We start from the raw sequence: 24,420 nt of genomic DNA, 5'->3' as shown, positions 1-24,420 counted from the left end.
GGTTGGCGAGGTGCAACGATATTTTGTCGATCCAGACCTCTTTGCCGACGACGAGATCACGATTACGGGCGAAGATGTCCACCATATCGTGAATGTGATGCGGGCGAAAGAGGGAGAGCAGATCCTCGTCTCAGACGGCGCGGGGCGAACGTCTCGGGTTCGCCTGACCCAGCTTTCTTCCAAGGAAGTGAAGGGGCAGGTCGTCGAAGCGCTGAGCGAGCAGACGGAGTTGCCTGTCCGTATCACGATCGGACAAGGTTTGCCCAAAGGCGAGAAGATGGAGTGGATTTTGCAAAAGGGGACGGAACTGGGAGCGTACTCCTTTTTTCCGTTTACCTCGGAGCGCACGATCGTCAAGCTCGACGCCAAAAAAGAGGCGAAAAAGCTGGAGCGCTGGCGCAAAATCATCAAGGAAGCGGCCGAGCAATCGCATCGGGCGGTACTGCCGCAGCTTCTCGCTCCGGTGAGTTTTCGTGAAATGTTGAAGCAACCTGCCCAGTATACGCATTGCGCGATCGCATATGAAAAAGAAGACGGGGCAACCCTGCATCAGCTCCTGGAAACGATGAAGGCAGATGACAGTCTGCTGATTCTCGTCGGTCCAGAGGGCGGGTTCTCTGCCGAAGAAGTAGCGCTGGCACAGGCAGGGGGATTTCTTCCTGTCTCTTTGGGGCCGCGCATTTTGCGTACCGAAACGGCCAGCCAGTATATTTTGTCCGCGGCTTCCTATCAGTTCGAGCAGAAGCGCAGCGGATGTTCGGATGCAGCAGAAAGAAAGGAGGAATAGCAATGTCTACCGTTGCTTTTCATACATTAGGTTGTAAAGTGAACAGCTACGAAACGGAAGCGATTTGGCAGTTGTTCAAGGCAGAAGGCTACCAACGGGTCGATTTTGAACAGGACGACGCCGATGTGTACATCATTAATACATGCACCGTGACCAATACCGGCGACAAGAAAAGCCGCCAGGTGATTCGCCGCGCGATCCGCCGCAACCCGGATGCGATCGTCGCCGTTACCGGGTGCTACGCCCAGACCTCGCCGAACGAGATCGCCGAAATTCCCGGAGTGGATATTATTCTCGGGACACAGGGACGGGAAAAACTGATTGAGTACGTCAACCAGATTCGCCAGGACCGCGCTCCGATCAACGCTGTCGGAAACATTATGAAAGCGCGCGAGTTCGAGGAATTGGACGTGCCCAACTTTACCGACCGGACCCGCGCCTCGCTGAAAATCCAGGAGGGCTGCAACAACTTTTGCACCTTCTGCATCATTCCGTGGGCGCGCGGCCTGATGCGCTCCCGCAAGCCGGAGAGCGTCGTCGAGCAGGCGCGCAAACTGGTGGAGGCAGGCTACCTGGAAATCGTTTTGACGGGCATCCACACCGGCGGCTACGGCGAAGATTTGGAAGACTACAACCTCGCCAAACTGCTGGTCGACTTGCACCAGGTGGAAGGACTGAAGCGAATCCGCATCAGCTCCATCGAAGCGAGCCAGATCACGGATGAAGTGATCGAAGTGATCAACAACTCGGATCGCGTCGTCCGCCATTTGCACGTCCCGCTGCAAGCTGGAGACGACGACGTGCTGAAGCGCATGCGCCGCAAATATACGACCGCGGAATTTTACGAGAAAATGGTCAAAGTGCGCCAGGCTCTGCCGGGTGTAGCGCTGACCACCGACGTGATCGTCGGTTTCCCGGGCGAGACCGAAGAGCAGTTTGAAAACGGCTACGCCTTTATCAAAAAAATCGGCTTTGCCGAGCTGCACGTCTTCCCGTATTCGATGCGTACCGGGACACCAGCCGCACGAATGACCGACCAAGTTCCGGAAGAAATCAAGCATGAACGTGTCGCCAAGCTGCTGGAGCTGAACCGTGAGCTGCAGCTCGCATACTCCAAACAGTTCGTCGGCGAGGTGCTGGAAGTGATTCCGGAACGTCCGTACAAGGAAGCGCCGGAAAGCGGCCTGCTGATGGGATACTCCGACAACTACCTGAATGTCGTCTTCCCTGGAGACGAAAGCATGATTGGAAAAATTTGCAAGGTTCGTCTTGACGAGCCGGGCACCGAATACTGCAAAGGCAGCTTTGTGCGTGTACTGGAAGAGGAGCAGCTACCACTTCTGAAGGAGCGAGCCATATGAAGGAAATTTCGGCAGGAGGTGTCGTCTACCGCCAGCAGGACGGAGAATACATGCTACTCTTGATCGAAGACCGATATGGCAAGGTCACACTGGCAAAAGGCAAGCAGGAGCTGGGCGAGACGATCGAAGAGACAGCGCTGCGTGAAGTGCTGGAGGAGACGGGGGTTGCCGGGCGGCTGGGAGAAAAGCTGGACACGATCACCTACAACTACACCCATCCGGTCTACGGAGAGCAAGTCGAAAAGGAAGTCCATTACTACCTGGTAGAAGCCTACAATACGGAAATCACGGTACAGCTTGAAGAGATCAACGATGTTCACTGGCATACCGCCAGCGAAGCGTGGACGTTGCAGCTGGAGCGAGGCTACCGAAACAACGACAACATCTTCCGGCTGGCTTTTCAACAATTGGGGATCGAGGTGTAGTCCAAATGAATCTGAATCGCTATATTGACCATACCCTGCTCAAGCCAGAGGCCACTGCTGCGATGATCGACAAGCTGTGCGCCGAGGCAAAGGAACACAACTTCGCTTCTGTGTGCGTCAATCCGTACTGGGTCAAACGCTGTGCGGAACTGTTGGCTGGGACGGAAGTAAAGGTGTGCACCGTGATCGGCTTTCCGCTGGGAGCGACGACGACTGCCAGCAAAGCGGCCGAGACGAAAGACGCCATCGCCAATGGCGCAGGCGAAGTGGACATGGTGTTGAATATTGGCGCACTCAAGTCAGGTGATCTGGACAGCGTCAAGCGCGACGTGGCTGCAGTCAAGCAGGCGGCCGGCGACGTACTGCTGAAAGTAATTCTGGAAACGGGTCTTTTGACAGACGAAGAAAAAGAGACTGCCTGCAAGCTCTGTGTCGAGGCCGGGGCTGATTACGTCAAGACGTCGACCGGTTTCGGGCAAGGTGGAGCGACAGTGCAAGACATCGCCCTGATGCGCAAAACGGTCGGGGACAAGCTCGGCGTGAAGGCTTCCGGTGGAGTGCGCGACCGTGAGACAGCGCTTGCCATGATCGAAGCGGGAGCCAGCCGCATCGGCACGAGCTCCGGCGTCGCTATCGTCACCGGTGAAAAGACTGCACAACAGGGATACTAATGCCAAAAGCCTGGCCAGGACATAGGTCAGGCTTTTTTCTGTACCCGTGGCATCGATAATGGCAGATACGGTAGGAGGCAAAGGAATCGCTCTTTCCGCGGCCTTGTCAGCCCATGTTTTGCTATAATGAAGGGGCATCGGACTTCAACTGCCTAAAGCAGCAGTAATACCGAGGCAGGCAGGAGCGAATTCGCGTTTTCAGGGGAGAAAAGGGAGAGGAAATAGAGATGAGATACGTCAGTGGCATCCTGATCCTGCTCGTCTTTTACGCAGCAGGTACATTGGCGCACCAGTGGCTTCACATCCCGCTGCCAGGCAGCCTGCTCGGCATGATCATGCTCGCGCTGGCGCTGGTGATGGGCTGGATACGCATGGATTGGGTAGAGCGGGCAAGTTCTTTTTTGATCCGTCATATGATGCTGTTTTTTATTCCGATTATCGTGGGCGTCTCGTCTTACATGAATGTGGTGGCAAACGATCCGCTGCCGATCCTGCTTTCACTCGTGCTTGGGCCCTTCATCGTCATGCTCGTGACGGGAAGAGTCGTCCAATGGTACGTCAGACGGGAGAAGTCTCAGGCGAATACGGAGCTTTCGCAAGAGGGGAGGAGCCTGGATGCTTGAGTCACTGTTTGCCATTGTGGTCATATTGGCCGGATACAAAGCGGCGACTGCAATATACGCCCGCTTCCCGCGCTTTCAGCCTTTGATCGTCGGCGTGGTGCTCGTCTGGTTTGTCTGGTGGGTGCTGGGGGGCGACTGGCAGGCCTTTTCTTCCGGCGGGCAGTGGATTTCCTTTTGGCTCGGTCCGGCGACGGTCGCGCTGGCTATCCCGCTGGCAAAGCACATCAAAGAATTTGCCCACATCTGGAAGGGCGTGCTGTTGGGCGTGTGTGCAGGCTGTGGCGTGGCGATTCTATCCGTCATGCTGATCTACTGGGTACTTGGCTACGATGACACCATGGTGCGCAGCATGATGAGCAAATCGGTCACGACTCCGATCGCCTTGGAGCTGGCGCAATCGATTGGCGGGATTCCGGCGTTGGCTGCGTTTTTTACGGCACTCACCGGTTTTGCCGGAACGATCATGGCCCGCCCGGTCTTGCGCTGGGGCGGGATCACGGATGACCGGGCGATCGGCATCGCGGTAGGGACGAGCGCGCATGCGATCGGTACGGCCAGCCTGAACCGCATCTCTGCCGTCCAGACTGCCGCCTCTACCGTCGCGATGATTGTAGCCGGTGTCGTCACCTCGATATACGTGATTCCGTTTTCGTTTTAAACGCAGGCGTGCAGCCGCTTACGGCGAAGGACGCCGTTTGTCCGGGATCAGCCACTGGATGAAGCGGCCGATTTGCGCGGCAAAAGGAAGCGCGGCCAGCGAGCAGACGAGATTGAATACCGTCTGCGAATGGGCGATCTGCATGGCCGGATTGTCCGTTAAAAAAGCGCTGACGAGGGCAAGCTGGGATAAAAAGGGCAAAAACAGCAGCGCACCCGCCACATTGAACAACGTATGGCACCATGCAACCTGCTTGGATGCCGTATTGGCGCCAAAGCTGGCGATGACAGCGGTAAAGCAGGTGCCGATGTTGGCGCCGAGCAGGATGGCCAGAGCCGTCTCCATGGACAGCAGGGAATGACTGAATAGCCCCATCGTCAGCACAGTGGTGGCAGAACCGCTGTGGATCAAGGCGGTAAAGATCATCCCGGTAATCAGCCCGATCCAGAGAGAATGGCGGCTTTCCTGAAACAGGGAGCGAAATGCTTCTGACTGCTCCAGCGGCTTGGCCATGACTTTCAGCGTATCGATGCCGAGAAAGATCAGTCCGAATCCGGCGACGACCAGACCGACGCAGCGTATGCTGCGGCGCGGCATCAGCCAGAGGGCGACCCCGATGAGCAGCATGGGCACGGCGAACGATTCCAGCTTGAGCGCGACCAGCTCTGTGGTGACGGTCGTACCGAGATTGGTCCCGAGGATAATGCCCACCGTCTGCGTGAAGGGAATCATCCCGGCATTGGTCAGTCCAATCGTCAGCACGGTGACGGCACCGGAGCTTTGCAGTACAAAGGTGGCGATCAAGCCGACCCAAAAGCTGTGGACAGGTGTGCTCGTCACACGTGACATCCACGCTTCCATCTTTTTTCCGGCCAGGTTTTGAAAGCCGGTTCGCATCGCAAACAGACCAAACAGAAAAAAACTGAGGCCGACAGTAAACGGGGTAAGGACGGAGAGCACCACAAACATCTCCTTTCCTTTCTTTTTCCATCCACACGGACAACCGCACAATACTATACGCTATGCTTGTACATAGACAGGCATGACAAGGAGGACCAAAAGAGAGTGGCACGCATTTTGTTGCAACAGCATCGAAAGAAAAGATTGGAAGCGGGACATCCGTGGGTATTTCAGTCGGAAGTGATGAGCATCGAAGGAGAGGTACAGCCGGGAGAGGTCGTCGAGGTGGCCAACCACAAGGGGCATTTTCTGGCAAAAGGCTACATCAACCCAGCGTCGCAAATGATCGTCCGCATCCTCAGCTACGATCCGAAGGAGGAGATCGACTATTCCTTCTTTCTGCGCAAGATTCGCGAGGCGGCGCAGTTTCGCCAGCGCTTCGTGGAAAATCCGCAGGCATGCCGCGTGTTGTACGGAGAGGCTGACTTTTTGCCGGGGCTGATCGTCGATCGCTACAACGACATTCTCGTCGTGCAGGTGCTGTCGCTGGGAATCGAGCAGCGAATGGATTGGGTGCGCGATGCGCTGGTGGAAGTGTTTCAACCGCGCGGCATTTACTTGCGCAATGACGTCCCGGTCCGCGAGCTGGAAGGACTGCCCCAAGGCAAAGGCGTGCTGTACGGCGAATGTCCTTCCGAGGTGGAAATCGAGGAAAACGGTCTGACCTACATCGTCGACGTCGTAAATGGGCAAAAGACAGGATTTTTCTACGACCAGAGGGAAAACCGCGCCGCGATCGCCCCGTTGATGACAGGCTGGGGCGAGTCCCACGGCATCACGCTGCAAGAGACGCAGGACGAGGGGCAGGCGACGAAGCTCGTCCCTGTCGACAAGCGCGGCAAGATCGTGAAAAATCCGTTCTGGGACGGGGCAGAGGTGCTGGAGTGCTTTACCCATACCGGATCGTTCACGCTCAACGCCTGCAAGCACGGAGCGAAAAAAGTGACTGCGCTGGACATCTCCGAGCATGCCATCGAGACGGCAAAGCGCAACATCACGCGAAACGGCTTTTTGCACCGCGTTGATTTCGTCGTCGCCAATGCCTTTGACTACTTGCGTGAGCAGGTAGCGGCGGGAAAAAGCTGGGATGTCGTCATTCTCGACCCGCCTGCCTTCGCCAAATCGCGCAACGCAGTCAAAGGAGCAGTCCGCGGCTACAAAGACATCAACCTGAACGGAATGAAGCTCGTCCGCCAGGGAGGCTACCTGGTCACCGCATCGTGCTCCTACCACATGTCGCCGGAGCTGTTCCTGGAGACGATCCAGCAGGCAGCCCTCGACGCGAAAAAGCTGCTGCGCCTGATCGAGTGGCGTGGAGCAGGCAAGGATCATCCGCAGATTAGCGGCGCAGAGGAGAGCGATTACCTCAAGTTCGCCATCTTCGAAGTGCGCGACAGACGATAGAAAAAACAAGGAAGCCCCTCGGATAAGGGGCTTTTTTGCCGTGAGGATTTACGCTTCGTGCGAGGCTTCGGCCGACGAGGAGAACGGCTTGTCGGCGATGACACGGCGTACGATTTCTAGGGACTGCTTGAGACCCAGCTCTTTGCCGAGCAGGACTTGCCCTTCGGCAGGCGTGAAAGCCCGTGCCTGGGAGAGCATCTGCAGTTCATGCGTCAGCAGATGTTCGATCACGTATAGCTGCACTTGCCCGATTTCCCGCTCGCTTTGCCGGTCCCGCTCCATGAATTTTCGACGCGCCATGCTCTCCTCTACGTACTTGTCGATGTCGTTCGCCAGGAAGTGGTCAGCGGTGCAAATAATTTCTCTGTACTCTTCCGTCTGCGAGGGGATGGGGCGGATCGTGTGCCCCAGGTGCGTCAGCAAAAACTTGTTGAGAACGATGCTGTCTTCCGTATAGTGGTTGTGAAGCAAGGAATACTCGCCCAGAAAAGTTCCGTTCTCCTTGTCGTAGCTGTGGAGCAGCGTAAAGGATGAGCAATACGTGCAAAAGAGCAGGTAATCTCTCATGGAACATTCCTCCTGCAAAAAAGCACCAAGATCGAATAGTTAGTGGCATGATATGATAAAGTTGGGTTGCCTGTGCATCGGATGTCCCTTGTAATTGCAGGGGGCTTTGTGTATCCTGTAGGATGGATTCTTTGGCAGTAGAGCTGTACTAGGCATTTGCATAGGATGGGAGAAAACATACGTTGTAGCTCTTTTGGTGGCACGAAAGAGGAAAGGGGCCTGGCATACATGAACAGAGAGAAAATACGTCTCGGCATCATCTACGGGGGAAAATCTTCCGAGCACGAGGTTTCCTTGCGCACCGCTTTGTCGGTCATAAAGGCCGTAGATGCTGCAAAATACGAGGTAATTCCCGTTTTTGTTTCGCTGGAAGGCAAATGGATCAGAGGCGAAGCGCTGACGGGACAGCTCCCGGAGACGATCGCCCCCCTGCGCTTGACAGATGGAAGCACAGACAAGGCAGAAGCGTCGGCGGGCAAAAGTCTGGCGAAGTCCGCAGTCGCTTCGCCTTTTACGCTTAGCCAGGACGTCGATGTGATTTTTCCCGTCATTCACGGACCGAACGGGGAAGACGGCACGATCCAAGGGCTGCTCGAACTGGCGAACCTGCCGTACGTGGGAACAGGCGTGATGGCCTCGGCGGTAGGCATGGACAAATGGATGATGAAAACGGTGTTTGCCCAAGTCGGATTGCCGCAAGTCAACTATATCGGGCTACTGCGTTCGCAGTGGGAAAAAGAACGCGACACAACGATGGATCGGATCGAACAGGAGCTTGGCTATCCCTGCTTTGTCAAGCCGGCCAACATGGGCTCCAGCGTCGGGATCAGCAAGGCGAAAAACCGCGCGGAACTGGCGCAGGCGCTCGAACTGGCGGCCCGCTTTGACCGTCGTCTGATCGTCGAAGAATTCGTCAAAGCGCGAGAATTGGAAATCGGTGTACTCGGCAACGAGGAACTGGTTACGTCCGTCGTCGGCGAAGTGATCGCCTCCAAGGAGTTTTACGACTACGAAGCCAAGTACAAAGGAGCGGGGACGGAGCTGCAGATTCCGGCCCAGGTGCCGGAGCATGTCGCGGAGGAAATCGCGCAGATCGCGAAGAAGGCGTTCCAGGCTTTGGATGCATCCGGTCTCTCCCGCGTCGACTTTTTCTGGAATGAAGAAAACGACAAGCTGTACATCAACGAAGTCAACACCATGCCCGGCTTTACGCCGCACAGCATGTATCCGTTGCTGTTCCAGGCAGCGGGCATCAGCTACCCCGAGCTGATCGACAGACTCGTCCGGTTGGCGATCGAGCGTCACGCTGACAAGCAGCGCAATGCCGTGGAAGCAGAAGGACTCGATTGAGCGACGATAGAGAATACGAGAAAAAGAAAAAGCACACCCGGTGTCCAGGGTGTGCTTTTTTGTCCCGCTTCTGCCCCTGTCTGCAGAAAGGTGGCAGCAATCAAAGCGGGGAGGCGGAGCGGTCAGTCGCAGTTTTCCAGGTCGTCGATGACCGTCCACAGCTCGTTCCCTCTTGAGGCCTTAAACAGGAAGGCGTGCTGCGCATCGCGCAGGGCGAGCAGGGTAGGCAGCACATCCTGCTTGTTCGCGAAGTGAATCTTCTTGCCTTCGTACGCTTCGTTCAGGTAGCGGGTGTGGTCGCCGATCGTCACCAGCAGCTCGAATCGATCGCGCAACTGATCGGCATAAGCGCCTACCTGCGCATGCAGCTCTTTGCTCTCTGCTCCCAGCTCGAACATGTCAGCCAGCACCAATACTTTTTTGCGCTCCGGAAACAGCTCCGCGAATGTCCCGATTGCCGCTTGCATGGAAGGCGGACTGGCGTTGTACGCATCGCTGATGTAGAGCGCGCCGTGGGCCGAATGTACCTGTTCAAAACGCATCGCGGAAAGTCTCACGGTGGCGAGTGCGCGAGCGATCTCCTCGTGGCTCATCCCCAGCCGCTTGCCGATGGCGACAGCGGGCAGCGCGTTGAGCACGTTGTGTTCGCCGTACAGCGGCAAAAAGGCAGAGAAGCGCTCTCCCGAAGCAAAGCAGACGTCAAACTGCATTCCGTCTTCCATGAAGCGAATGTCTTCGGCCCAGATGCCAGCATCCGCTTTTCCGGCAACGGAGTAGTACATGATCTCCCCGGCGTACAGATGGGCGATTTGCCGCAAATACGAAGAATCGCCGTTCAGCAGCACGAGTCCGTCAGGCGCGGTGTGAGGCAAAAGCTCTGCTTTGGCCAGGGCAATTTTCTCCCGCGTGCCAAAGTACTCGATATGCGACTCTCCGATGTAAGTGATGACGCTGATCTCGGGCTGTACAAGCGAGGCGAGCAGGTCAATCTCGCCAGCGTGGTTCATCCCCAGCTCCAGCACGGCAGCCTGGTGATCGGGCTCAAGCTGCAGCAAAGTGAGAGGAACCCCGATGTGGTTGTTGTAGTTTTTATACGTCTTCAACAGCGGGTAGCGGCTTTCCAGCACATGGGCGACGATGTCCTTGGTCGTCGTCTTGCCGATGCTTCCGGTGATGGCAATATGCGGGATGGCAAACGATTTGCGGTAGCCGGCAGCCAGCTTCTGAAAGGCGCGCAGCGTGTCGTTGACCAGAATCAGCGCAAACTCCTCAGGCAGCCCTTCAGGAATCTTGTCTTGCTCGGAAATGATGGCGCCGACCGCTCCGCTTTCCGCCGCTTGCAAAAGGAAGTCATGGCCGTCCCTGGCACCGCCGGTAAGGGCGACAAACAGAGAGCCGGCAGCAAGTTGGCGCGTGTCAAAGTGGACGGACGCGACTTCTGCTGCGGGACGTCCCGCCAAAAGCATACCCTCCGCCAGGATCGCAGCCTGTTCCAATCGGATTGGTTTCATGTCCACGAGCTCCTTTTCCAAAAATCCGTTAGTGATGTACATATGTAATGCTTCCAACCTCGAAGTCATGCTATCACGCAGTCATTCATGCCGCAAGCGTTAATTGCGACAGGGCAAGGGATTGCTTTTGACTGCCTTCGTTCGCTATCATGTAGTGAGACTGTTCGTACATATGACACAATGGCCGCTGACGCGATGAAAGGAGTTTGTACAATGGAAAAAAGCATTTTTACGCGCATCATGGAAAAGGAAATTCCCGCCCGGGTGGAGTACGAGGACGAGCAGGTGATCGTCATTCACGACATCGCTCCGAAAGCGCCTGTACATCTGTTGATCATCCCGCGCAAACCGATCCCGACGCTGATGGATGTGACGGAGGAGGATCTTCCTTTGATCGGCCATATTCACCGCGTAGCGCAAACATTGGCGAAGAAGCTGGAAGTAAAAGGCTTTCGCCTGGTGAACAACTGCGGCAAGGAAGGCGGACAAGAAGTTTTTCACATTCACTACCACTTTTTGGCTGGATTCCATGAAGAAAAGTAGAAGGGATAGTTGACCTTCGCTGGTCATATATCCTATAATGAGGTGTGACAGTCTGTTCGCGATACCGATTCAGGCGTCCCACGGTTTTAGCGGAGGGAGGGAAGACAAATGGCAGAAATTCGAGTCAAGAAAAACGAGTCTTTGGATAGCGCACTTCGCCGCTTCAAGCGTGAAAGCGCAAAATCTGGGGTGATGGCAGAACTGCGTAAACGTCGTCACTTTGAGAAGCCTAGCATCAAACGCAAGAAGAAATCCGAAGCAGCTCGCAAGCGCAAGTTTTAATGGACGGAGGGCCCATCATGAGTGTAATGGAGCGACTCAATCAAGATATGAAGCAGGCAATGAAGGACAAAGCTGCTCTAAAACTCTCTGTTATTCGCATGGTGAAAGCCGCGTTAAAGAACGAAGAGATTAACCAAGGCAGACCGTTGTCTGACGATGAAGAGCTGACCATCTTGACTCGTGAGTTAAAACAACGCCGTGAATCCCTCCACGAATTCGAGAAAGCAGGCCGTGATGAGCTTGCTTCCAAAACGCGCGAAGAGATCGATGTGCTCTCCGCATACTTACCCGCTCAGCTTAGCGAAGATGAAATTCGCGCTATCGTTCGGGAAGCGATTGCCGCTACCAATGCCAGCTCCAAAAAGGAGATGGGCAAAGTGATGGGGGCAATTATGCCGAAAGTAAAAGGCAGAGCAGATGGTACCCTCGTGCAAAAGATTGTATCTGAGGAACTACCCGTGTAGCAAATAAATCCCTCATATAGATACGACAGGAAAACTCAACCGTACTAGCGGTTGGGTTTTTCTTTTTTTGAAACAATTCACGTTCACGTTCGTATACCATAGTGACCATCCGTGGAAGATGATAAGTAGAAGGGAGGTTGACATGGTGGATACAAACCGATACGTCTTCAGACGTGCTCGCTTGCTGCTGTCGTTCTTTTGCATCCTCGCTGCGCTGGTGCTGGCGGTACTGCCACAGCCACAGCCTGCGACGGCACAGACGTTCCAGAAAGCTGTCTGGATTCCGGTGGAAAAAACGATCGAGCAAGGATTGGAAGCCTTTTTGCGCCGGGCTTTTGCTGAAGCGGAGCAGCAGCAGGCTGATTTGGTCATTTTAGACATCGATACGCCAGGCGGGGAAGTCGAGGCCGCAGGTGCGATCGGCGAGCTGGTTCGCCAATCACCGATGCATGTGGTCGCGTACATCGACAATCAGGCGTTTTCGGCAGGGACGTATATCGCGCTGAATGCCAACGAAATTGTGATGACGCCAGGCAGCAGCATCGGGGCGGCGACACCGATCACGATGGCAGGGAATGCAGCGGACATCAAGTTCATTTCTGCCTGGTCCAATCAGATGGTGTCTGCGGCAAAGCTGAACAACCGCGATGAGATGGTAGCCCGGGCAATGGTCGAGATCGACACGGAATTTCCCGGACTGAAGCCAAAAGGAACCGTTCTCTCGCTCGATGCGGAGCAAGCCAAGCAGCTTGGCTATGCCGATCGTCTGGTCAATACCAGGGATGAACTGCTCGTGCAGTTTGGCATCTCGCCGCAATCCCTGCAGACGATCGAACCGACCATGAGCGAACGCGTCGCGCGCTGGGTCACTAGCCCGGTCGTAATGAGCCTGCTTTTGGTCATCGGTCTGGTCGGAATCGTCGTGGAGCTGTTCGCGCCCGGATTTGGCGTGGCAGGTACGATTTCGCTTCTCTCCTTTGGCATGTATTTCTTCGGGCATTTCGTTGCCGGATTTGCCAACTGGCTGCATATCGCACTATTTGTTTTTGGAATCTTATTGATGATTCTCGAGATTTTTCTCCCTGGCGGCATCGTCGGCGCAATCGGATTTATCAGTATCGTCAGCGGGCTTGTGATGGCAGCTTACGATACGCAGCAAGGACTTGCCTCACTGGGAATTGCGGTCTTGATTACCGGGATCGTGACGTTCTTCTTGATCAAGAAATTCGGATTCAAGGGATTGCTCAACCGATTTATCCTGGGAGATGCGCAAAAGAACGAACAGGGCTATGTGGCCCCGAAAAACCAGAGTGATCTGGTCGGCAAGAAAGGGATTGCCCTCACGCCGTTTCGTCCTTCCGGGACAGCAAAAATTGACGGGGCTCGGGTAGATGCCGTGTCGCCAGGTGCGTTTATCGCGGCTGGGACCCCCATCGTCGTCACCCAGGTAGAAGGCGGCCGTGTGGTCGTACAAGAAGATGAAACGAAGGAGTAGATGCTGATGTTTGATGGTGGATTGATTCCTCTTATTTTTATGGCTGCTGTAGCCATCGTGGTACTTTCGATTTTCTTCTCGTTTGTACCGGTCATGCTCTGGATTTCGGCGCTCGCCTCGGGCGTGCGCGTCGGGATTATCACCCTGGTGGCCATGCGCCTGCGCCGCGTCGTTCCGTCGCGGATCGTCAACCCGCTGATCAAGGCGCGCAAAGCCGGACTGGAAATGGATACGAACCAACTGGAGAGCCATTATCTCGCTGGCGGTAACGTCGACCGCGTCATTGACGCACTGGTTGCGGCACAGCGGGCGGACATCCCGCTCGGCTTCGAGCGTGCTGCTGCCATCGACCTGGCTGGCCGCGACGTACTCGAAGCGGTACAGATGAGCGTAAACCCGAAAGTAATCGAAACACCTGTCGTCGCTGCGATGGCAAAAGACGGGATCGAGCTGCGTACCAAAGCGAAGGTAACGGTTCGCGCCAATATCGATCGACTGGTCGGTGGTGCGGGTGAAGAAACGGTCATCGCCCGTGTCGGGGAAGGGATCGTTTCGACGATCGGTTCTTCGGAGAGCCACAAGGATGTATTGGAAAACCCGGACATGATCTCCAAGAGCGTATTGAACAGAGGGCTGGATGCAGGTACGGCATTCGAGATTCTCTCCATCGATATCGCCGATGTCGATGTCGGCAAAAACATCGGTGCCGAACTGCAGACCGACCAGGCGGAGGCAGACAAGCGAATTGCCCAGGCGAAAGCGGAAGAACGCCGCGCTATGGCTGTGGCGACCGAGCAAGAGATGAAGGCGCGGGTACAGGAAATGAAAGCGAAAGTAGTCGAGGCCGAAGCGCAAGTGCCAATTGCCCTGGCCGATGCCCTGAAATCAGGAAAACTGGGTGTAATGGATTACTACAACCTGCAAAACATCGCGGCAGATACGCAGATGCGCGAATCGTTCGGTGTGCCTGCTGACAAATCCCAGCCAGAAGAAGAACAGGATTAAGGTAGATCAAGATGGACGATCTTATCTTTTTGATCCTGGACCTCGTAGCTGACTTGTTGGCCTGGGCATGGCCGTTGGTGGGCAAGTTTTGGTTCTTGATCGTGGGGTATATCCTCTTCAAGTTCTTCGGCAAGCAGGGCAAAAAGTGGGTCGAGGAGCAGTCCAAACGACCCGCTGCTCCTGCAGCGCCACAACAGATGCAACCCGCAGGCGAGAGTCAGGGTCGCAAGCGTGTGCGCGCTTCTGCCAAGTACGAACCGATTGCTCCGGAGGAACTGGCCTACGAGGGGGCAATTCGGGAATCGGCTGCTGCACAAAAGGACGGTTTCGAAGACGGAAGAGGACGATGGAGCACGCGAGACGACCGCGCTGCTGTCCCGTCGCCACAGCAGGCAGCACCGCTGGTCGATCCCCGCGAAGGGATGAAGTGGGCGCTGATTTTTGGTCAGCCTCGTTCCAAATCGCCGTATCGACCTCCGTACGCACGACGAAATGAATAGCAGATAGATCGTGAAAACAGGCATGCGACCGGGCATGCCTGTTTTTTTGTTGAACGATGTCGAAAAAATGCGTACAGCTTGTCTTGTCTCGCAAAACCCGCTTGTCTATCCTGATTGTATAGAAAAAACTTCCAATTGTAGTCAGGGGGTATGAGGGATGAGTCAACAAACCGTTGATCCGCAAGCGTGGGAGCGATTGGGAAAGTTCCGCAAAAAGGTGGTGCAGCTTGCCATCATCGAACGAAAATCGATTTACGAGACGGCGATTGCCTGCGGCTGCACGGCGGAAAAGGTAAAACGCGTGTTGAAAAAATGGAGAGCGCTGTCGAAAGCAAGCCCCTTGCCCGCCCAGGGAGAAAAGAAATAAACGGTCCAAACGAAATGTCGCCTGTCCACAGGCGGCATTTTTGTATGTGGCATGCAGTCAGCGCGCATGTATCCCGCAGCGGCTGCATACACATGGATATGAAACGGTTACGACTTAGGAAGGGGGCTATTCCATGAGGCGTTGGGGCCGCCGTCTGCGCCAGTTGGCCGGAGGGGTATTGGATCTGCCGCAAGACGTAGTCCTGGAAGTCCCGCGGATCACGATGATCGGGCATCTGCAAATGTACATAGAAAACCATCGCGGAGTTCTGCACTTTAGTGAAAAAGAGCTCCGCTTGCTGTTAACGAACGGACAGCTGATTGTGCATGGCGAGCAACTCGTCATCCGGGCCATTTTGCCGGAGGAGGTACTGCTGGAAGGCAGAATCGGCGGCGTGAAATTTTTGGAAAAGCCGTAGTGGCTAATTACGCGTGATTGCAAGGGAAGGCGGGGATCTGGATGCGAAATAGGCTGCAGGAATGGATGGATGGATATGTGACGGTTACCGTTCACGGGAAGCGTTTCGAGCGCTTCCTGAACCTGGCTGTGCGAGAAGGAGTGCGGATCTGGAATATCAGGCGTGTCGGGACAGAGACATGCCGCTGCGACATCGTCATTTCCGACTACTTCCGCTTGCGTCCGTTGATGCGGGAGACAGGCTGTCGGCTGCATGTGGAGACGAGAGGAGGCTTTCCATTCTGGCTGCTTCGGCTGCGCCGCAGAGCCGGTTTGGCGATCGGAGGGATTTTGTTTTTCGTCGGATTGTACATGCTCTCCTCCTTCGTCTGGTCGGTCGAGGTGACAGGCACGAAAATGATGAGCCCGCAGCAGGTGCTGGCGGCAGCCGAACAAATCGGGATTAAAGAAGGGGCATGGAAGGTCAAACTAAAGGAACCGCTCGTCTTGAAAAGGGAGCTGGAAAACCTGCTGCCCCAGGCTGAGTGGGTAGGGGTGACGATCCAGGGGACCAAAGTCACCCTGCAGGTCGTGGAAAAGCAAGAACCCGTCAAGCCGCAGCCGACTGGCCCGCGCAACCTGGTTGCCAAGAAGCGGGCGATGATCCATACGATTTTGCCGGAAGCGGGCAGAAGCCAGGTTCGCGTCAACCAACTGGTGGAAAAAGGGCAAGTGCTGATTTCGGGCATCATCGGCAACGAGACCCGCCAGCAGGCAGTTTCCGCTCGCGGTACGGTAAAAGGCGAGGTCTGGTACATCAGCAATGTGTCCGTACCGTTGGCGCAAAACGACTTCCGTTTGACGGGGGAACGGTACGAGGAGCATCATTTGCTCGTCGGCCCCTACGCTGTACAGGTGTGGCCTTGGAAGAAGGAGCAGACGTTCCAGCAGTTTGAGAGCGAAGAGAAGCGCTACATCCCCGAGTACGCAGGCTTCAGCTCGCCGCTCGGCTGGAAGCTGATCACCCAGTCCGAGGTAGTGCCGACCAAGCGGGAGCTGACCGTAGAAGAGGCGACAGAACAGGCAATGCGTTTTGCGAGAGAAGACATTTTGCACAAAGCGGGTACGGATGCTGTGATTCGCGCGGAAAAAGTTTTGCACAGCACATCGGAGAATGGTAAAGTTTACGTAAGCATTCATTTTTCGGTCATCGAAGAGATTGCTGTCGAGCAGCCGATTCTCGGTGTGCCGCAACCGCCGTCCAATGGAGGCGGGCAGCCGTGACCAATGGATGATAACCGTTTCAAGGAGATGGAAGCCTGTTGCACGTACAAGAAGAGGTAAGAATCCCATTTTCAGACGCATCTGAGGCCTTGTTGCTGTTTGGACCGCACGACGCGTACCTAAAATTGATCGAGGAACAATACGCGGCGAAGGTTATGACCAGAGAGGGCGAACTGGTAATCAGTGGAGAACGGGAGCAGGTGGAAAAACTGTCCGAGCTGATCGGCGTTTTGCTGCAACTGATCCGCCGGGGAATCACACTATCGGAACGAGACATCTCGTATGCGATGAAGCTGACCAGACAAGGCGAAGCAGCCCAGCTTCTCGATATTTACGAGGAAGAGGTTGCCCGCACCCAAAGAGGCAAGCTGATTCGCGCCAAGACATTGGGACAGCGCCACTACCTGTCGGCGATCAAGCGGCGGGACATCGTCTTTGGCATCGGTCCTGCCGGTACGGGGAAAACCTACCTGGCCGTGGTAATGGCAGTGACTGCCTTGAAAAACGGGCGTGTCAAACGGATTGTGCTGACCAGACCTGCAGTGGAAGCCGGGGAAAGCCTGGGGTTCTTGCCAGGGGATTTGCAGGAGAAGGTAGACCCGTATCTGCGCCCCTTGTACGATGCTTTATACGATATGCTTGGCACCGAGCAGGTCGCCAAGATGATGGAACGAGGTTTGATCGAGGTCGCTCCGCTCGCGTATATGCGGGGGCGTACCCTGGAGGATTCCTTCGTCATTTTGGACGAGGCCCAAAACACGACGCCGGAGCAGATGAAAATGTTTTTGACGAGGCTCGGTTTCGGTTCCAAAATGGTCATTACCGGTGACGTCACTCAGGTCGACCTGCCCAAAGGAAAAAAATCAGGGCTGCGGGAAGCTGAGCGCATTTTGCAAGGCATCGGAGACATTGCCTTTATCCGCTTCCAGGAGGGGGATGTCGTCCGCCACAGCCTCGTGCAAAAAATCATTCAAGCCTACGCCGTGGAAGAGTCGGACGAAGGCGAACGAGAAGAAGCAAGGAGACGGATGTAGTGCTGTCAGTAGAAATTCTACATGAAGAGATTGAACCCATTTCCGAACAGTTGCAGGAGCTTATGATCCGTTGCATCCAGGCAGCGGCGCAACGCGAAGAGGTCGAGGGGGAAGTGGTGGTAACCCTGGTCAACAACGAGCGCATTCACGAACTGAACCGGGACTACCGCGGTGTGGACCGGCCGACCGATGTGCTTTCCTTTGCGATGAACGAGTCCGGGGAAGGCGAGATGGACATCTACATCGACGAGAGTGAGTTGGCGGATTACCCGAACATGCTAGGAGACATCATCATCTCCTTGCCCAAGGCGCAGGAGCAGGCCGAGGAGTATGGCCATTCGCTGGAGCGGGAGCTCGGTTTTCTCGCTGTCCACGGCTTTCTCCACCTGCTCGGCTACGATCACGGAACAGCGGAAGAAGAAAAGGAAATGTTTTCCCGCCAAGAAGAAGTGCTGGCGCAAATCGGCCTGACGAGGTAGGCGATCAGCGTGAACGAGTGGCGACGTTTTGGGCGAAGCCTGCGCTGTGCAGCGCAAGGCGTAGTGCACACAGCGAAGACACAGCGAAACATGCAGATTCATATTGTGGCTGCCGTGCTCGCGCTGGCGGCCTCTTGGTGGCTGCAGATTCCCCCCTTGCACCTGATTCTCGTATTGCTGGCGATCGCCCTGGTATGGAGTCTGGAGCTGGTCAACACGGCGATTGAGGCCGTCGTCGACTTGCTCTCGCCAGACTGGCACATCAAGGCCAAAATCGCCAAGGACGCTGCAGCCGGAGCGGTCCTGGTGGCGGCGATCTTTTCCGTTGGGGTCGGGATCGCGGTGTTTGGCCCGCCTTTGTATCAAAAGTGGGTGGGATGGAATCTTTTCGGCAACGGATGAGGGCCGGACTGTTTCCCGTACTTCGGGCAACGGTCGGGTTTCTTCTCGTCTATCAGAATGTACAATGGTCGCGGGATGATGGTCGGCACTGTTCGGGTCATGCGTACAGATTCATAAGTGAGGGATGATAAAATGGATATACGTGAGTTGGTAGCCAAGGCAATTGCGGCTCGGGACGCGGCCTATGTGCCTTATTCGAACTTTCCGGTGGGCGCTGCCCTGCTGACGGAGGAAGGCGAAGTCGTGCTTGGCTGCAATATTGAAAATGCCGCTTACTCTCTGTGCAATTGCGCCGAGCGGACAGCGCTGTTCAAAGCCTTTTCCGAAGGCAAGACATCGTATCGCGCGCTCGCCGTAGCAGCCGACACGCCTGGACCAGTTTCACCCTGCGGAGCCTGCCGCCAGGTGATGGCCGAGCTCTGCCCGCCGCAAATGCCTGTCTATTTGGCGAATTTGAACGGAGAAATCATGGAAACGACTGTATCTGCTCTGCTTCCGGGAGCGTTCACCAAGGAGGATTTACGTGGATAATCGCAAGACAAAACAATCTTTCAAGTCAGGCTTCGTCACGATTGTGGGCAGGCCGAACGTAGGCAAATCGACGCTGATCAACCACATGGTCGGACGCAAGATCGCAATCATGTCGAACAAGCCGCAAACGACGCGCAACAAAATTACCGCGGTGCACACCACCGATGAAGGACAAGTCATTTTTATCGATACACCGGGCATCCACAAGCCCAAGTCAAAACTCGGCGACTACATGGTACAGGTCGCGGAAAACACGCTGAACGAAGTGGATCTCGTCCTGTTCGTCGTGGATGCCACGGAAAAGCGGGGCGCGGGCGACGAGTACATCATCGAGCGGCTGAAGCAGGTAAAAACCCCTGTCTTCCTCGTCATCAACAAAATCGACAAGGTGCATCCGGAAGCGCTATTGCCGATCATCGACGACTACCGCAAGCTGTACGACTTCAAGCAGATCATCCCGATTTCCGCACTCGAAGGGAACAACACGAGTTCGCTCTCCGAAGCGATTTTCAGCGAAATGCAAGAAGGGCCGATGTTTTATCCGGCCGACCAGGTAACCGATCACCCCGAGCGCTTTATCGTCGCGGAGCTGATCCGGGAAAAGGTGCTGCACCTGACCCGCGAGGAAGTGCCGCACTCCATCGCCGTCGTCGTCGAGGAGATGAAGCGCGGAGACAACGGAAAGACCTTGTATATCTACTCCGCCATCTACGTCGAGCGCGATTCGCAGCGCGGTATTCTGATCGGTGAAAAAGGGCAGATGCTCAAGGAGATCGGCCGGCGCGCCCGCCATGACATCGAGCGTCTGCTGGGCGACAAGGTGTTTTTGGAATTGTGGATCAAGGTGAAAAAAGACTGGCGCAACCAGGAGCGAATGCTGAGAAACTTCGGTTTCTACGACGAAGACTAAACTCCAATATATGTCAAGAGGTAATTTTTCCAACGGATAGAAAAAAGGGCGAGGGTGATTCTAAGAAGGAAGTGGATCCACCGAAACAGGAAAGGAAGATGCTCCATGCTTCGTGACTTTTCTTGGCGAGTTTTCGCTAGTACCGGTGATATTCATGCCTACCTTCTTTACCGAGATCACCACCAGATCCCGGCTTCTGGAGAGCAGGAGTCGGCAGATTTTGCCCAGGAGGAATTGGGTGACCAAGAGGCATGCTTGTAAAGTGGGAAGGCATCGTGATCCGCGGTGTGGACTACGGCGAGTCCAGTAAAGTAGTAACCTTGTTTACCCGGGAGCTCGGCAAGCTGGCGATCATGGCGCGCGGTGCCAAAAAAGCCAAGAGTCGCATCGCTGCCGTCTCCCAATTGTTCACCCACGGCTATTACTTGTGCAAGGCAGGCCCGGGCAGCGGGATGCCTGACCTTTCACAAGGCGATGTAGTCAACTCCTACAAAGCGATGCGGCTCGATTTGAGCGCTACCGCATACGCTGCCTACATGGCGGAGTTGCTCGATCGCCTGACGCACGAGAGAGAAGCAAATCCGTATCTGTTTCAACTGCTGGTACATATGCTGCAGTATTTGAACGAAGGCAGAGACGCCGAAATTCTCTGCCGCATTTTTGAGACGAAAATGCTACAGGTAGCGGGCATCTCGCCCCAGCTTTCCGGCTGTGTCATGTGCGGGGAGCAGCGTGAACCGTATGTGTTCAGCATCGGTCAGGGGGGCTTGCTGTGCCCTGCCTGTGTTGCTTCCGACCCGTACGCGATCGCCATCACGCCTTCGACCTGGAAAATGCTTCGGCTGTTCCAGGTGTTTGACGTGGAGCGGCTGGGCGAGATCGAGGTCAAGCAAGCGACCCGCACCCAGCTCAAGCATGTGCTGCGCAGTTACATGGACGAGCACCTCGATCTTCGTCTGAAAAGCCGCTCTTTTCTCGAACAATTGGAACGCATGCAAATGCCGGAGAAGTGATGAATTGACATCGGCCTTTGTTTTCGCTATGATAAGTAGCAAATTTGATACTGAAATTGCCATGATGGAAAGGAGTAGTCGGCTGCTGGCTGTCGTAGCGAACCGGGGAGGGTGGGAGCCCGGTCACCAAGCTGATGAAGGGCGTTCCGGAGCAATGTGTAACTGAAAGTGGGCGAATTTTTTCGCCAAGTAGGGTGGAACCGCGAGAGAATCCTCTCGTCCCTACACGGTCTGTCTCAGACGGTGTAGGCGACGGGAGGTTTTTTTACTGTACAGGAGCCTCGATTGAGGTGTTCTGACTATGTGAGGAGGAAGTTGAGGCATGAAAATGACTTTTCAGGACATCATTTTGACGTTGCAAAACTTTTGGGCAAAGCAAAATTGCCTGATCGTGCAGCCGTACGACGTGGAAAAAGGGGCGGGGACGCTGAACCCGATGACGTTTTTGCGCTCGATCGGGCCGGAGCCATGGAACGTGGCCTACGTGGAGCCATCCCGCCGTCCCGCAGACGGTCGTTACGGGGAGAACCCGAACCGCCTGTACCAGCACCATCAATTCCAGGTGATTATGAAGCCGTCGCCTGACAACATTCAGGAGCTCTACCTGGAAAGCCTGCGCGAACTGGGCATTGAGCCGCTGGAGCACGACATCCGCTTTGTCGAGGACAACTGGGAGCATCCGGGGCTTGGCGCGTGGGGACTCGGCTGGGAAGTGTGGCTGGACGGAATGGAGATTACGCAGTTCACCTACTTCCAGCAAGTAGGCGGTCTGGAATGCAAGCCGGTAGCGGTCGAGCTCACTTACGGACTGGAGCGGCTCGCTTCTTACATCCAGGAGAAAGAAAACGTCTTCGATCTGGAGTGGGTAAATGGCGTCACGTACGGGGATGTATTCCTCCAGCCGGAGTATGAACATTCCAAGTACACCTTCGAGCTGTCTGATGTGGACATGCTGTTCAATCTGTACAACACCTACGAGGCAGAAGCAAAACGATTGATGAAAGAGCGCCTTGTCTATCCGGCGTACGATTACGTGCTGAAGTGTTCCCATACCTTCAACCTGCTCGATGCGCGCGGGGCGATCAGTGTCACCGAACGCACCGGCTACATCGCACGGGTCCGCAATCTCTCGCGTGAAGTCGCACAGACCTACTACGCCGAGCGGGAGCGACTCGGCTTCCCGATGCTGAAACAAGACGGCGCACAACAGGTGAACGGTGGGAAAGGAGCGGATTCAAATGAGTAAACGCGATTTGCTGTTGGAAATCGGTCTGGAGGAAATGCCGGCGCGTTTTGTCGCGCAAGCAGCGGCGCAATTGCAGGAGAAAGTGGAGAAGTGGCTTGCCGCTGAGCGTTTGCCCTACGAGCAGATTGTCGCCTACGAAACGCCGCGCCGCTTTGCCGTGTTGATCAACGGCTTGGCTGAAAAACAGCCGGATCGCAATGAAGAAGCAAAAGGACCGGCGAAAAAGATCGCCGTCGACGAAGCAGGCAACTGGTCGAAAGCGGCGCAAGGATTTGCCCGCAGCAACGGAGTGGAAGTGGACCAGTTGTACTTCAAGGAAGTAAACGGCGTCGAGTACGTTCACGCGCGCAAATCGGAAGCGGGGAAAGAGACGACCGCGCTGCTGCCGCAGCTTGGCGACGTTATCGCCGGAATGAATTTCCCGAAAAACATGCGCTGGGGCGCCTATGACCTGAAGTACGTTCGTCCGATCCGCTGGCTCGTAGCCTTGTACGGCAACGATCTGGTCGATCTCGACATCACCGGTGTGAAAAGTGGACGGGTTACCCGCGGGCACCGTTTCCTCGGTACAGAAGTGGAATTGTCCCATCCGGGTGAGTACGTCAGCAAGCTGGCCGAGCAGTATGTCATGGTCAATCCGCAGGAGCGCCGAGCCGCGATCATCGAGCAGATTCGCCGCATGGAGCAGGAAAAAGGCTGGACGATCCCGATGGACGAAGGCTTGCTCGACGAGGTTGTCCATCTCGTCGAATATCCGACCGCACTGTATGGAACCTTTGAGCCGGAGTTTCTGAGCATCCCGCGGGAGGTGCTGGTCACGTCCATGCGTGAGCATCAGCGCTACTTCCCGGTGGAAAACGCCGAGGGGGAATTGCTCAATCATTTCGTCACTGTCCGCAACGGCGACAGCCGGGCATTGGACAACGTCGCCAAAGGGAACGAAAAGGTACTGCGTGCCCGTCTCTCCGACGCCCGCTTTTTCTATGAGGAAGACCAGAAGCTGTCGATTGACAGTTGCCTCAAGCGGCTGGAGACGATCGTATTCCACGAAGAACTGGGCACGATCGGGGATAAAGTGCGCCGCGTGCGCAAGGCGGCTGCACAAATCGCTGCCATGCTGAACGTCAGCGCGGCGCAGACCGAGCAGGCAGACCGGATTGCCGAGATCGCCAAGTTTGACCTGGTCACCAACATGGTCGGGGAATTCCCTGAGCTGCAAGGGATCATGGGTGCAGACTACGCCAAAAAAGCGAAGGAAAGCGACGTCGTGGCGCAAGGAGTATTCGAACACTACCTGCCCCGCTTTGCCGGTGACCAACTGCCGGCCTCGGTGCCAGGCGCGATCGTCAGCCTGGCTGACAAGCTGGATACGATTGCAGGTACCTTCTCGATCGGGATCGTGCCGACCGGATCGGCCGACCCGTACGGACTCCGCCGCATGGCTGCCGGAATCGTCACGATTTTGAACGAGCGCGGCTGGGCGCTGCCGCTTGACCGATTGTGGGACGCTGCTCTGCAAGCATATGCCGAGCAAGGGGTAGCCAAAAGGCCGGTGGATGAAGTGAAGCAGGACCTGGTCGATTTCTTCGCCCTTCGCCTGAAAAACCTGTTGCAGGAAAACAGCATCCGCTACGACGTGATCGACGCTGTCCTGTCCGCAGACGCGATGGTCGTGCCTGCTGTTCTGGCCAAGGCAAAAGCACTGATGGCAGCGGTCGCAGACGAAGAATTCAAGCTCGTCGTCGAGCAGTTCAACCGCGTTCACAACCTGGCGCAAAAGGCCGAGGCGGATCACGTGGACGAAGCGTTGTTCGCGGAAGCTGTCGAACGCGAGCTGTACAAAGCCTACCTCGCCGTGCAGCAGGAAACAGCCAATCTGGCTGACGAGGACAAGCGATTGACGGTGCTTGCTACTCTGCGCGGGCCAATTCGCACCTTCTTTGACCAGGTGATGGTCATGGCTGAGGACACTTCGGTGCGCAACAACCGTCTGGGCTTGCTGCTGCGCTTGTCGCGCCTGATTTTCGGGTACGCCGATTTCTCCAAGCTCGTCTTTGCCTGATCAGCTCGGGCGATGTGAAAAAAGCTGTTTTTCGTCGATTTGTCGACGGAAGGCAGCTTTTTTCCCGCGAAAGAAGGAATCTTGCGGCGA

The 24,420-nt window shown here is 55.7% G+C and carries 29 protein-coding genes; 26 read left to right on the top strand and 3 right to left on the bottom strand.

The annotated features are described in order from the left end of the window. The first annotated feature begins 10 nt into the window (after positions 1-10). The 6 genes from ACAF76_RS13835 to ACAF76_RS13810 all read left to right on the top strand — a co-directional run bounded on the left by ACAF76_RS13835 (position 11) and on the right by ACAF76_RS13810 (position 4,525). Positions 11-787, top strand: a complete 777-nt coding sequence (locus ACAF76_RS13835; protein WP_400164094.1) for a 16S rRNA (uracil(1498)-N(3))-methyltransferase — start codon at positions 11-13, stop codon at positions 785-787. A 2-nt stretch (positions 788-789) separates the two neighbouring features. Continuing rightward, entirely contained in the window at positions 790-2,148 is a 1,359-nt protein-coding gene (gene mtaB, locus ACAF76_RS13830; RefSeq protein WP_400164093.1) for a tRNA (N(6)-L-threonylcarbamoyladenosine(37)-C(2))-methylthiotransferase MtaB, read from the top strand. Then, positions 2,145-2,573, top strand: a complete 429-nt coding sequence (locus ACAF76_RS13825; protein WP_400164092.1) for an NUDIX hydrolase — start codon at positions 2,145-2,147, stop codon at positions 2,571-2,573. Before mtaB ends, ACAF76_RS13825 begins: the two co-directional genes overlap by 4 nt. 5 nt (positions 2,574-2,578) lie before the next feature. Next, positions 2,579-3,244 (top strand): deoxyribose-phosphate aldolase, encoded by a 666-nt coding sequence (gene deoC / locus ACAF76_RS13820; RefSeq protein WP_400164091.1) that lies wholly within the window; start codon positions 2,579-2,581, stop codon positions 3,242-3,244. A 227-nt stretch (positions 3,245-3,471) separates the two neighbouring features. After that, positions 3,472-3,867, top strand: a complete 396-nt coding sequence (locus tag ACAF76_RS13815; protein ID WP_400164090.1) for a CidA/LrgA family protein — start codon at positions 3,472-3,474, stop codon at positions 3,865-3,867. Continuing rightward, the gene (locus tag ACAF76_RS13810; RefSeq protein ID WP_400164089.1) at positions 3,860-4,525 is read left to right on the top strand and encodes an LrgB family protein; all 666 of its coding nucleotides are present in this window, start codon (positions 3,860-3,862) and stop codon (positions 4,523-4,525) included. Before ACAF76_RS13815 ends, ACAF76_RS13810 begins: the two co-directional genes overlap by 8 nt. Positions 4,526-4,543: 18 nt before the next feature. Here ACAF76_RS13810 and ACAF76_RS13805 read toward each other — a convergent pair whose 3' ends face one another. Then, positions 4,544-5,494, bottom strand: a complete 951-nt coding sequence (locus tag ACAF76_RS13805) for a Na/Pi cotransporter family protein (protein WP_400164088.1) — start codon at positions 5,492-5,494, stop codon at positions 4,544-4,546. Positions 5,495-5,590: 96 nt separating this feature from the next. Between ACAF76_RS13805 and ACAF76_RS13800 the strand changes: the two genes are divergently transcribed. Beyond that, positions 5,591-6,889: a class I SAM-dependent rRNA methyltransferase gene (locus ACAF76_RS13800; protein WP_400164087.1), complete on the top strand. Its 1,299-nt coding sequence runs from the start codon at positions 5,591-5,593 to the stop codon at positions 6,887-6,889. A gap of 48 nt (positions 6,890-6,937) precedes the next feature. Here the strand turns inward: ACAF76_RS13800 and ACAF76_RS13795 are convergent, their stop codons facing one another. Further along, positions 6,938-7,456, bottom strand: coding sequence for a hypothetical protein (locus ACAF76_RS13795; protein ID WP_400164086.1), 519 nt, complete (start codon positions 7,454-7,456; stop codon positions 6,938-6,940). Positions 7,457-7,684: 228 nt separating this feature from the next. Between ACAF76_RS13795 and ACAF76_RS13790 the strand changes: the two genes are divergently transcribed. Beyond that, on the top strand, positions 7,685-8,806 hold the full coding sequence (locus ACAF76_RS13790; RefSeq protein WP_400164085.1) for a D-alanine--D-alanine ligase: 1,122 nt from the start codon (positions 7,685-7,687) through the stop codon (positions 8,804-8,806). Between the two features lie 122 nt (positions 8,807-8,928). Here ACAF76_RS13790 and ACAF76_RS13785 read toward each other — a convergent pair whose 3' ends face one another. After that, on the bottom strand, positions 8,929-10,317 hold the full coding sequence (locus ACAF76_RS13785; RefSeq protein ID WP_400164084.1) for a UDP-N-acetylmuramoyl-tripeptide--D-alanyl-D-alanine ligase: 1,389 nt from the start codon (positions 10,315-10,317) through the stop codon (positions 8,929-8,931). A gap of 213 nt (positions 10,318-10,530) precedes the next feature. Here ACAF76_RS13785 and ACAF76_RS13780 point away from each other — a divergent pair, with 213 nt between their 5' ends. The 18 genes from ACAF76_RS13780 to glyS all read left to right on the top strand — a co-directional run bounded on the left by ACAF76_RS13780 (position 10,531) and on the right by glyS (position 24,330). Then, complete coding sequence (locus ACAF76_RS13780) at positions 10,531-10,860, top strand: histidine triad nucleotide-binding protein (RefSeq protein ID WP_400164083.1); 330 nt, start codon at positions 10,531-10,533, stop codon at positions 10,858-10,860. 108 nt (positions 10,861-10,968) lie between these two features. Further along, positions 10,969-11,142: a 30S ribosomal protein S21 gene (rpsU, locus tag ACAF76_RS13775; protein ID WP_007727630.1), complete on the top strand. Its 174-nt coding sequence runs from the start codon at positions 10,969-10,971 to the stop codon at positions 11,140-11,142. 17 nt (positions 11,143-11,159) lie between these two features. After that, the gene (locus ACAF76_RS13770) at positions 11,160-11,606 is read left to right on the top strand and encodes a GatB/YqeY domain-containing protein (protein ID WP_400164082.1); all 447 of its coding nucleotides are present in this window, start codon (positions 11,160-11,162) and stop codon (positions 11,604-11,606) included. A gap of 145 nt (positions 11,607-11,751) precedes the next feature. After that, complete coding sequence (locus ACAF76_RS13765; protein ID WP_400164081.1) at positions 11,752-13,101, top strand: nodulation protein NfeD; 1,350 nt, start codon at positions 11,752-11,754, stop codon at positions 13,099-13,101. Between the two features lie 6 nt (positions 13,102-13,107). Continuing rightward, positions 13,108-14,106, top strand: coding sequence for a flotillin-like protein FloA (gene floA, locus ACAF76_RS13760; protein ID WP_400164080.1), 999 nt, complete (start codon positions 13,108-13,110; stop codon positions 14,104-14,106). An 11-nt stretch (positions 14,107-14,117) separates the two neighbouring features. Further along, entirely contained in the window at positions 14,118-14,606 is a 489-nt protein-coding gene (locus tag ACAF76_RS13755) for a hypothetical protein (RefSeq protein WP_400164079.1), read from the top strand. A 157-nt stretch (positions 14,607-14,763) separates the two neighbouring features. Next, positions 14,764-14,973, top strand: coding sequence for a sigma-70 family RNA polymerase sigma factor (locus tag ACAF76_RS13750; protein ID WP_400164078.1), 210 nt, complete (start codon positions 14,764-14,766; stop codon positions 14,971-14,973). A gap of 133 nt (positions 14,974-15,106) precedes the next feature. Beyond that, positions 15,107-15,391, top strand: a complete 285-nt coding sequence (gene yqfC, locus ACAF76_RS13745) for a sporulation protein YqfC (RefSeq protein WP_400164077.1) — start codon at positions 15,107-15,109, stop codon at positions 15,389-15,391. Between the two features lie 41 nt (positions 15,392-15,432). After that, the gene (gene yqfD / locus ACAF76_RS13740) at positions 15,433-16,653 is read left to right on the top strand and encodes a sporulation protein YqfD (RefSeq protein ID WP_400164076.1); all 1,221 of its coding nucleotides are present in this window, start codon (positions 15,433-15,435) and stop codon (positions 16,651-16,653) included. A 38-nt stretch (positions 16,654-16,691) separates the two neighbouring features. Continuing rightward, entirely contained in the window at positions 16,692-17,687 is a 996-nt protein-coding gene (locus ACAF76_RS13735; RefSeq protein ID WP_400164075.1) for a PhoH family protein, read from the top strand. Between the two features lie 29 nt (positions 17,688-17,716). After that, positions 17,717-18,166: an rRNA maturation RNase YbeY gene (gene ybeY, locus ACAF76_RS13730; protein WP_400164185.1), complete on the top strand. Its 450-nt coding sequence runs from the start codon at positions 17,717-17,719 to the stop codon at positions 18,164-18,166. 9 nt (positions 18,167-18,175) lie between these two features. After that, complete coding sequence (locus tag ACAF76_RS13725) at positions 18,176-18,568, top strand: diacylglycerol kinase (protein ID WP_400164074.1); 393 nt, start codon at positions 18,176-18,178, stop codon at positions 18,566-18,568. A gap of 132 nt (positions 18,569-18,700) precedes the next feature. After that, positions 18,701-19,099: a cytidine deaminase gene (locus ACAF76_RS13720; protein ID WP_400164073.1), complete on the top strand. Its 399-nt coding sequence runs from the start codon at positions 18,701-18,703 to the stop codon at positions 19,097-19,099. Beyond that, a complete protein-coding gene (gene era / locus ACAF76_RS13715) occupies positions 19,092-20,009 on the top strand; it encodes a GTPase Era (protein ID WP_400164072.1) in 918 nt (305 codons plus the stop codon). Before ACAF76_RS13720 ends, era begins: the two co-directional genes overlap by 8 nt. Before the next feature lie 105 nt (positions 20,010-20,114). After that, the gene (locus tag ACAF76_RS13710) at positions 20,115-20,270 is read left to right on the top strand and encodes a YqzL family protein (protein ID WP_400164071.1); all 156 of its coding nucleotides are present in this window, start codon (positions 20,115-20,117) and stop codon (positions 20,268-20,270) included. After that, complete coding sequence (gene recO, locus ACAF76_RS13705; protein WP_400164070.1) at positions 20,261-21,022, top strand: DNA repair protein RecO; 762 nt, start codon at positions 20,261-20,263, stop codon at positions 21,020-21,022. The genes ACAF76_RS13710 and recO overlap by 10 nt, the downstream gene beginning before the upstream one ends. 328 nt (positions 21,023-21,350) lie before the next feature. Beyond that, entirely contained in the window at positions 21,351-22,268 is a 918-nt protein-coding gene (gene glyQ / locus ACAF76_RS13700; RefSeq protein WP_400164184.1) for a glycine--tRNA ligase subunit alpha, read from the top strand. Beyond that, a complete protein-coding gene (gene glyS, locus ACAF76_RS13695) occupies positions 22,261-24,330 on the top strand; it encodes a glycine--tRNA ligase subunit beta (RefSeq protein ID WP_400164069.1) in 2,070 nt (689 codons plus the stop codon). The genes glyQ and glyS overlap by 8 nt, the downstream gene beginning before the upstream one ends. Positions 24,331-24,420: the final 90 nt, after the last annotated feature.

Source organism: Brevibacillus sp. TJ4 (assembly GCF_044627595.2).
In the GTDB taxonomy this organism is placed as follows: domain Bacteria; phylum Bacillota; class Bacilli; order Brevibacillales; family Brevibacillaceae; genus Brevibacillus.
The sequence above is the reverse complement of the archived record's forward strand: the minus strand, read 5'-3'. Positions and strand labels throughout refer to the sequence as shown.

Coding starts and splice junctions, on each gene's coding strand:
- mtaB (WP_400164093.1), top strand. CDS start 790: ATGTCTACCGTTGCTTTTCATACATTAGGTTGTAAAGTGAACAGCTAC.
- ACAF76_RS13825 (WP_400164092.1), top strand. CDS start 2,145: ATGAAGGAAATTTCGGCAGGAGGTGTCGTCTACCGCCAGCAGGACGGA.
- deoC (WP_400164091.1), top strand. CDS start 2,579: ATGAATCTGAATCGCTATATTGACCATACCCTGCTCAAGCCAGAGGCC.
- ACAF76_RS13815 (WP_400164090.1), top strand. CDS start 3,472: ATGAGATACGTCAGTGGCATCCTGATCCTGCTCGTCTTTTACGCAGCA.
- ACAF76_RS13810 (WP_400164089.1), top strand. CDS start 3,860: ATGCTTGAGTCACTGTTTGCCATTGTGGTCATATTGGCCGGATACAAA.
- ACAF76_RS13805 (WP_400164088.1), bottom strand. CDS start 5,494: ATGTTTGTGGTGCTCTCCGTCCTTACCCCGTTTACTGTCGGCCTCAGT.
- ACAF76_RS13795 (WP_400164086.1), bottom strand. CDS start 7,456: ATGAGAGATTACCTGCTCTTTTGCACGTATTGCTCATCCTTTACGCTG.
- ACAF76_RS13790 (WP_400164085.1), top strand. CDS start 7,685: ATGAACAGAGAGAAAATACGTCTCGGCATCATCTACGGGGGAAAATCT.
- ACAF76_RS13785 (WP_400164084.1), bottom strand. CDS start 10,317: ATGAAACCAATCCGATTGGAACAGGCTGCGATCCTGGCGGAGGGTATG.
- ACAF76_RS13780 (WP_400164083.1), top strand. CDS start 10,531: ATGGAAAAAAGCATTTTTACGCGCATCATGGAAAAGGAAATTCCCGCC.
- rpsU (WP_007727630.1), top strand. CDS start 10,969: ATGGCAGAAATTCGAGTCAAGAAAAACGAGTCTTTGGATAGCGCACTT.
- ACAF76_RS13770 (WP_400164082.1), top strand. CDS start 11,160: ATGAGTGTAATGGAGCGACTCAATCAAGATATGAAGCAGGCAATGAAG.
- floA (WP_400164080.1), top strand. CDS start 13,108: ATGTTTGATGGTGGATTGATTCCTCTTATTTTTATGGCTGCTGTAGCC.
- ACAF76_RS13755 (WP_400164079.1), top strand. CDS start 14,118: ATGGACGATCTTATCTTTTTGATCCTGGACCTCGTAGCTGACTTGTTG.
- ACAF76_RS13750 (WP_400164078.1), top strand. CDS start 14,764: ATGAGTCAACAAACCGTTGATCCGCAAGCGTGGGAGCGATTGGGAAAG.
- yqfC (WP_400164077.1), top strand. CDS start 15,107: ATGAGGCGTTGGGGCCGCCGTCTGCGCCAGTTGGCCGGAGGGGTATTG.
- yqfD (WP_400164076.1), top strand. CDS start 15,433: ATGCGAAATAGGCTGCAGGAATGGATGGATGGATATGTGACGGTTACC.
- ACAF76_RS13720 (WP_400164073.1), top strand. CDS start 18,701: ATGGATATACGTGAGTTGGTAGCCAAGGCAATTGCGGCTCGGGACGCG.
- ACAF76_RS13710 (WP_400164071.1), top strand. CDS start 20,115: ATGCTTCGTGACTTTTCTTGGCGAGTTTTCGCTAGTACCGGTGATATT.
- recO (WP_400164070.1), top strand. CDS start 20,261: ATGCTTGTAAAGTGGGAAGGCATCGTGATCCGCGGTGTGGACTACGGC.
- glyQ (WP_400164184.1), top strand. CDS start 21,351: ATGACTTTTCAGGACATCATTTTGACGTTGCAAAACTTTTGGGCAAAG.
- glyS (WP_400164069.1), top strand. CDS start 22,261: ATGAGTAAACGCGATTTGCTGTTGGAAATCGGTCTGGAGGAAATGCCG.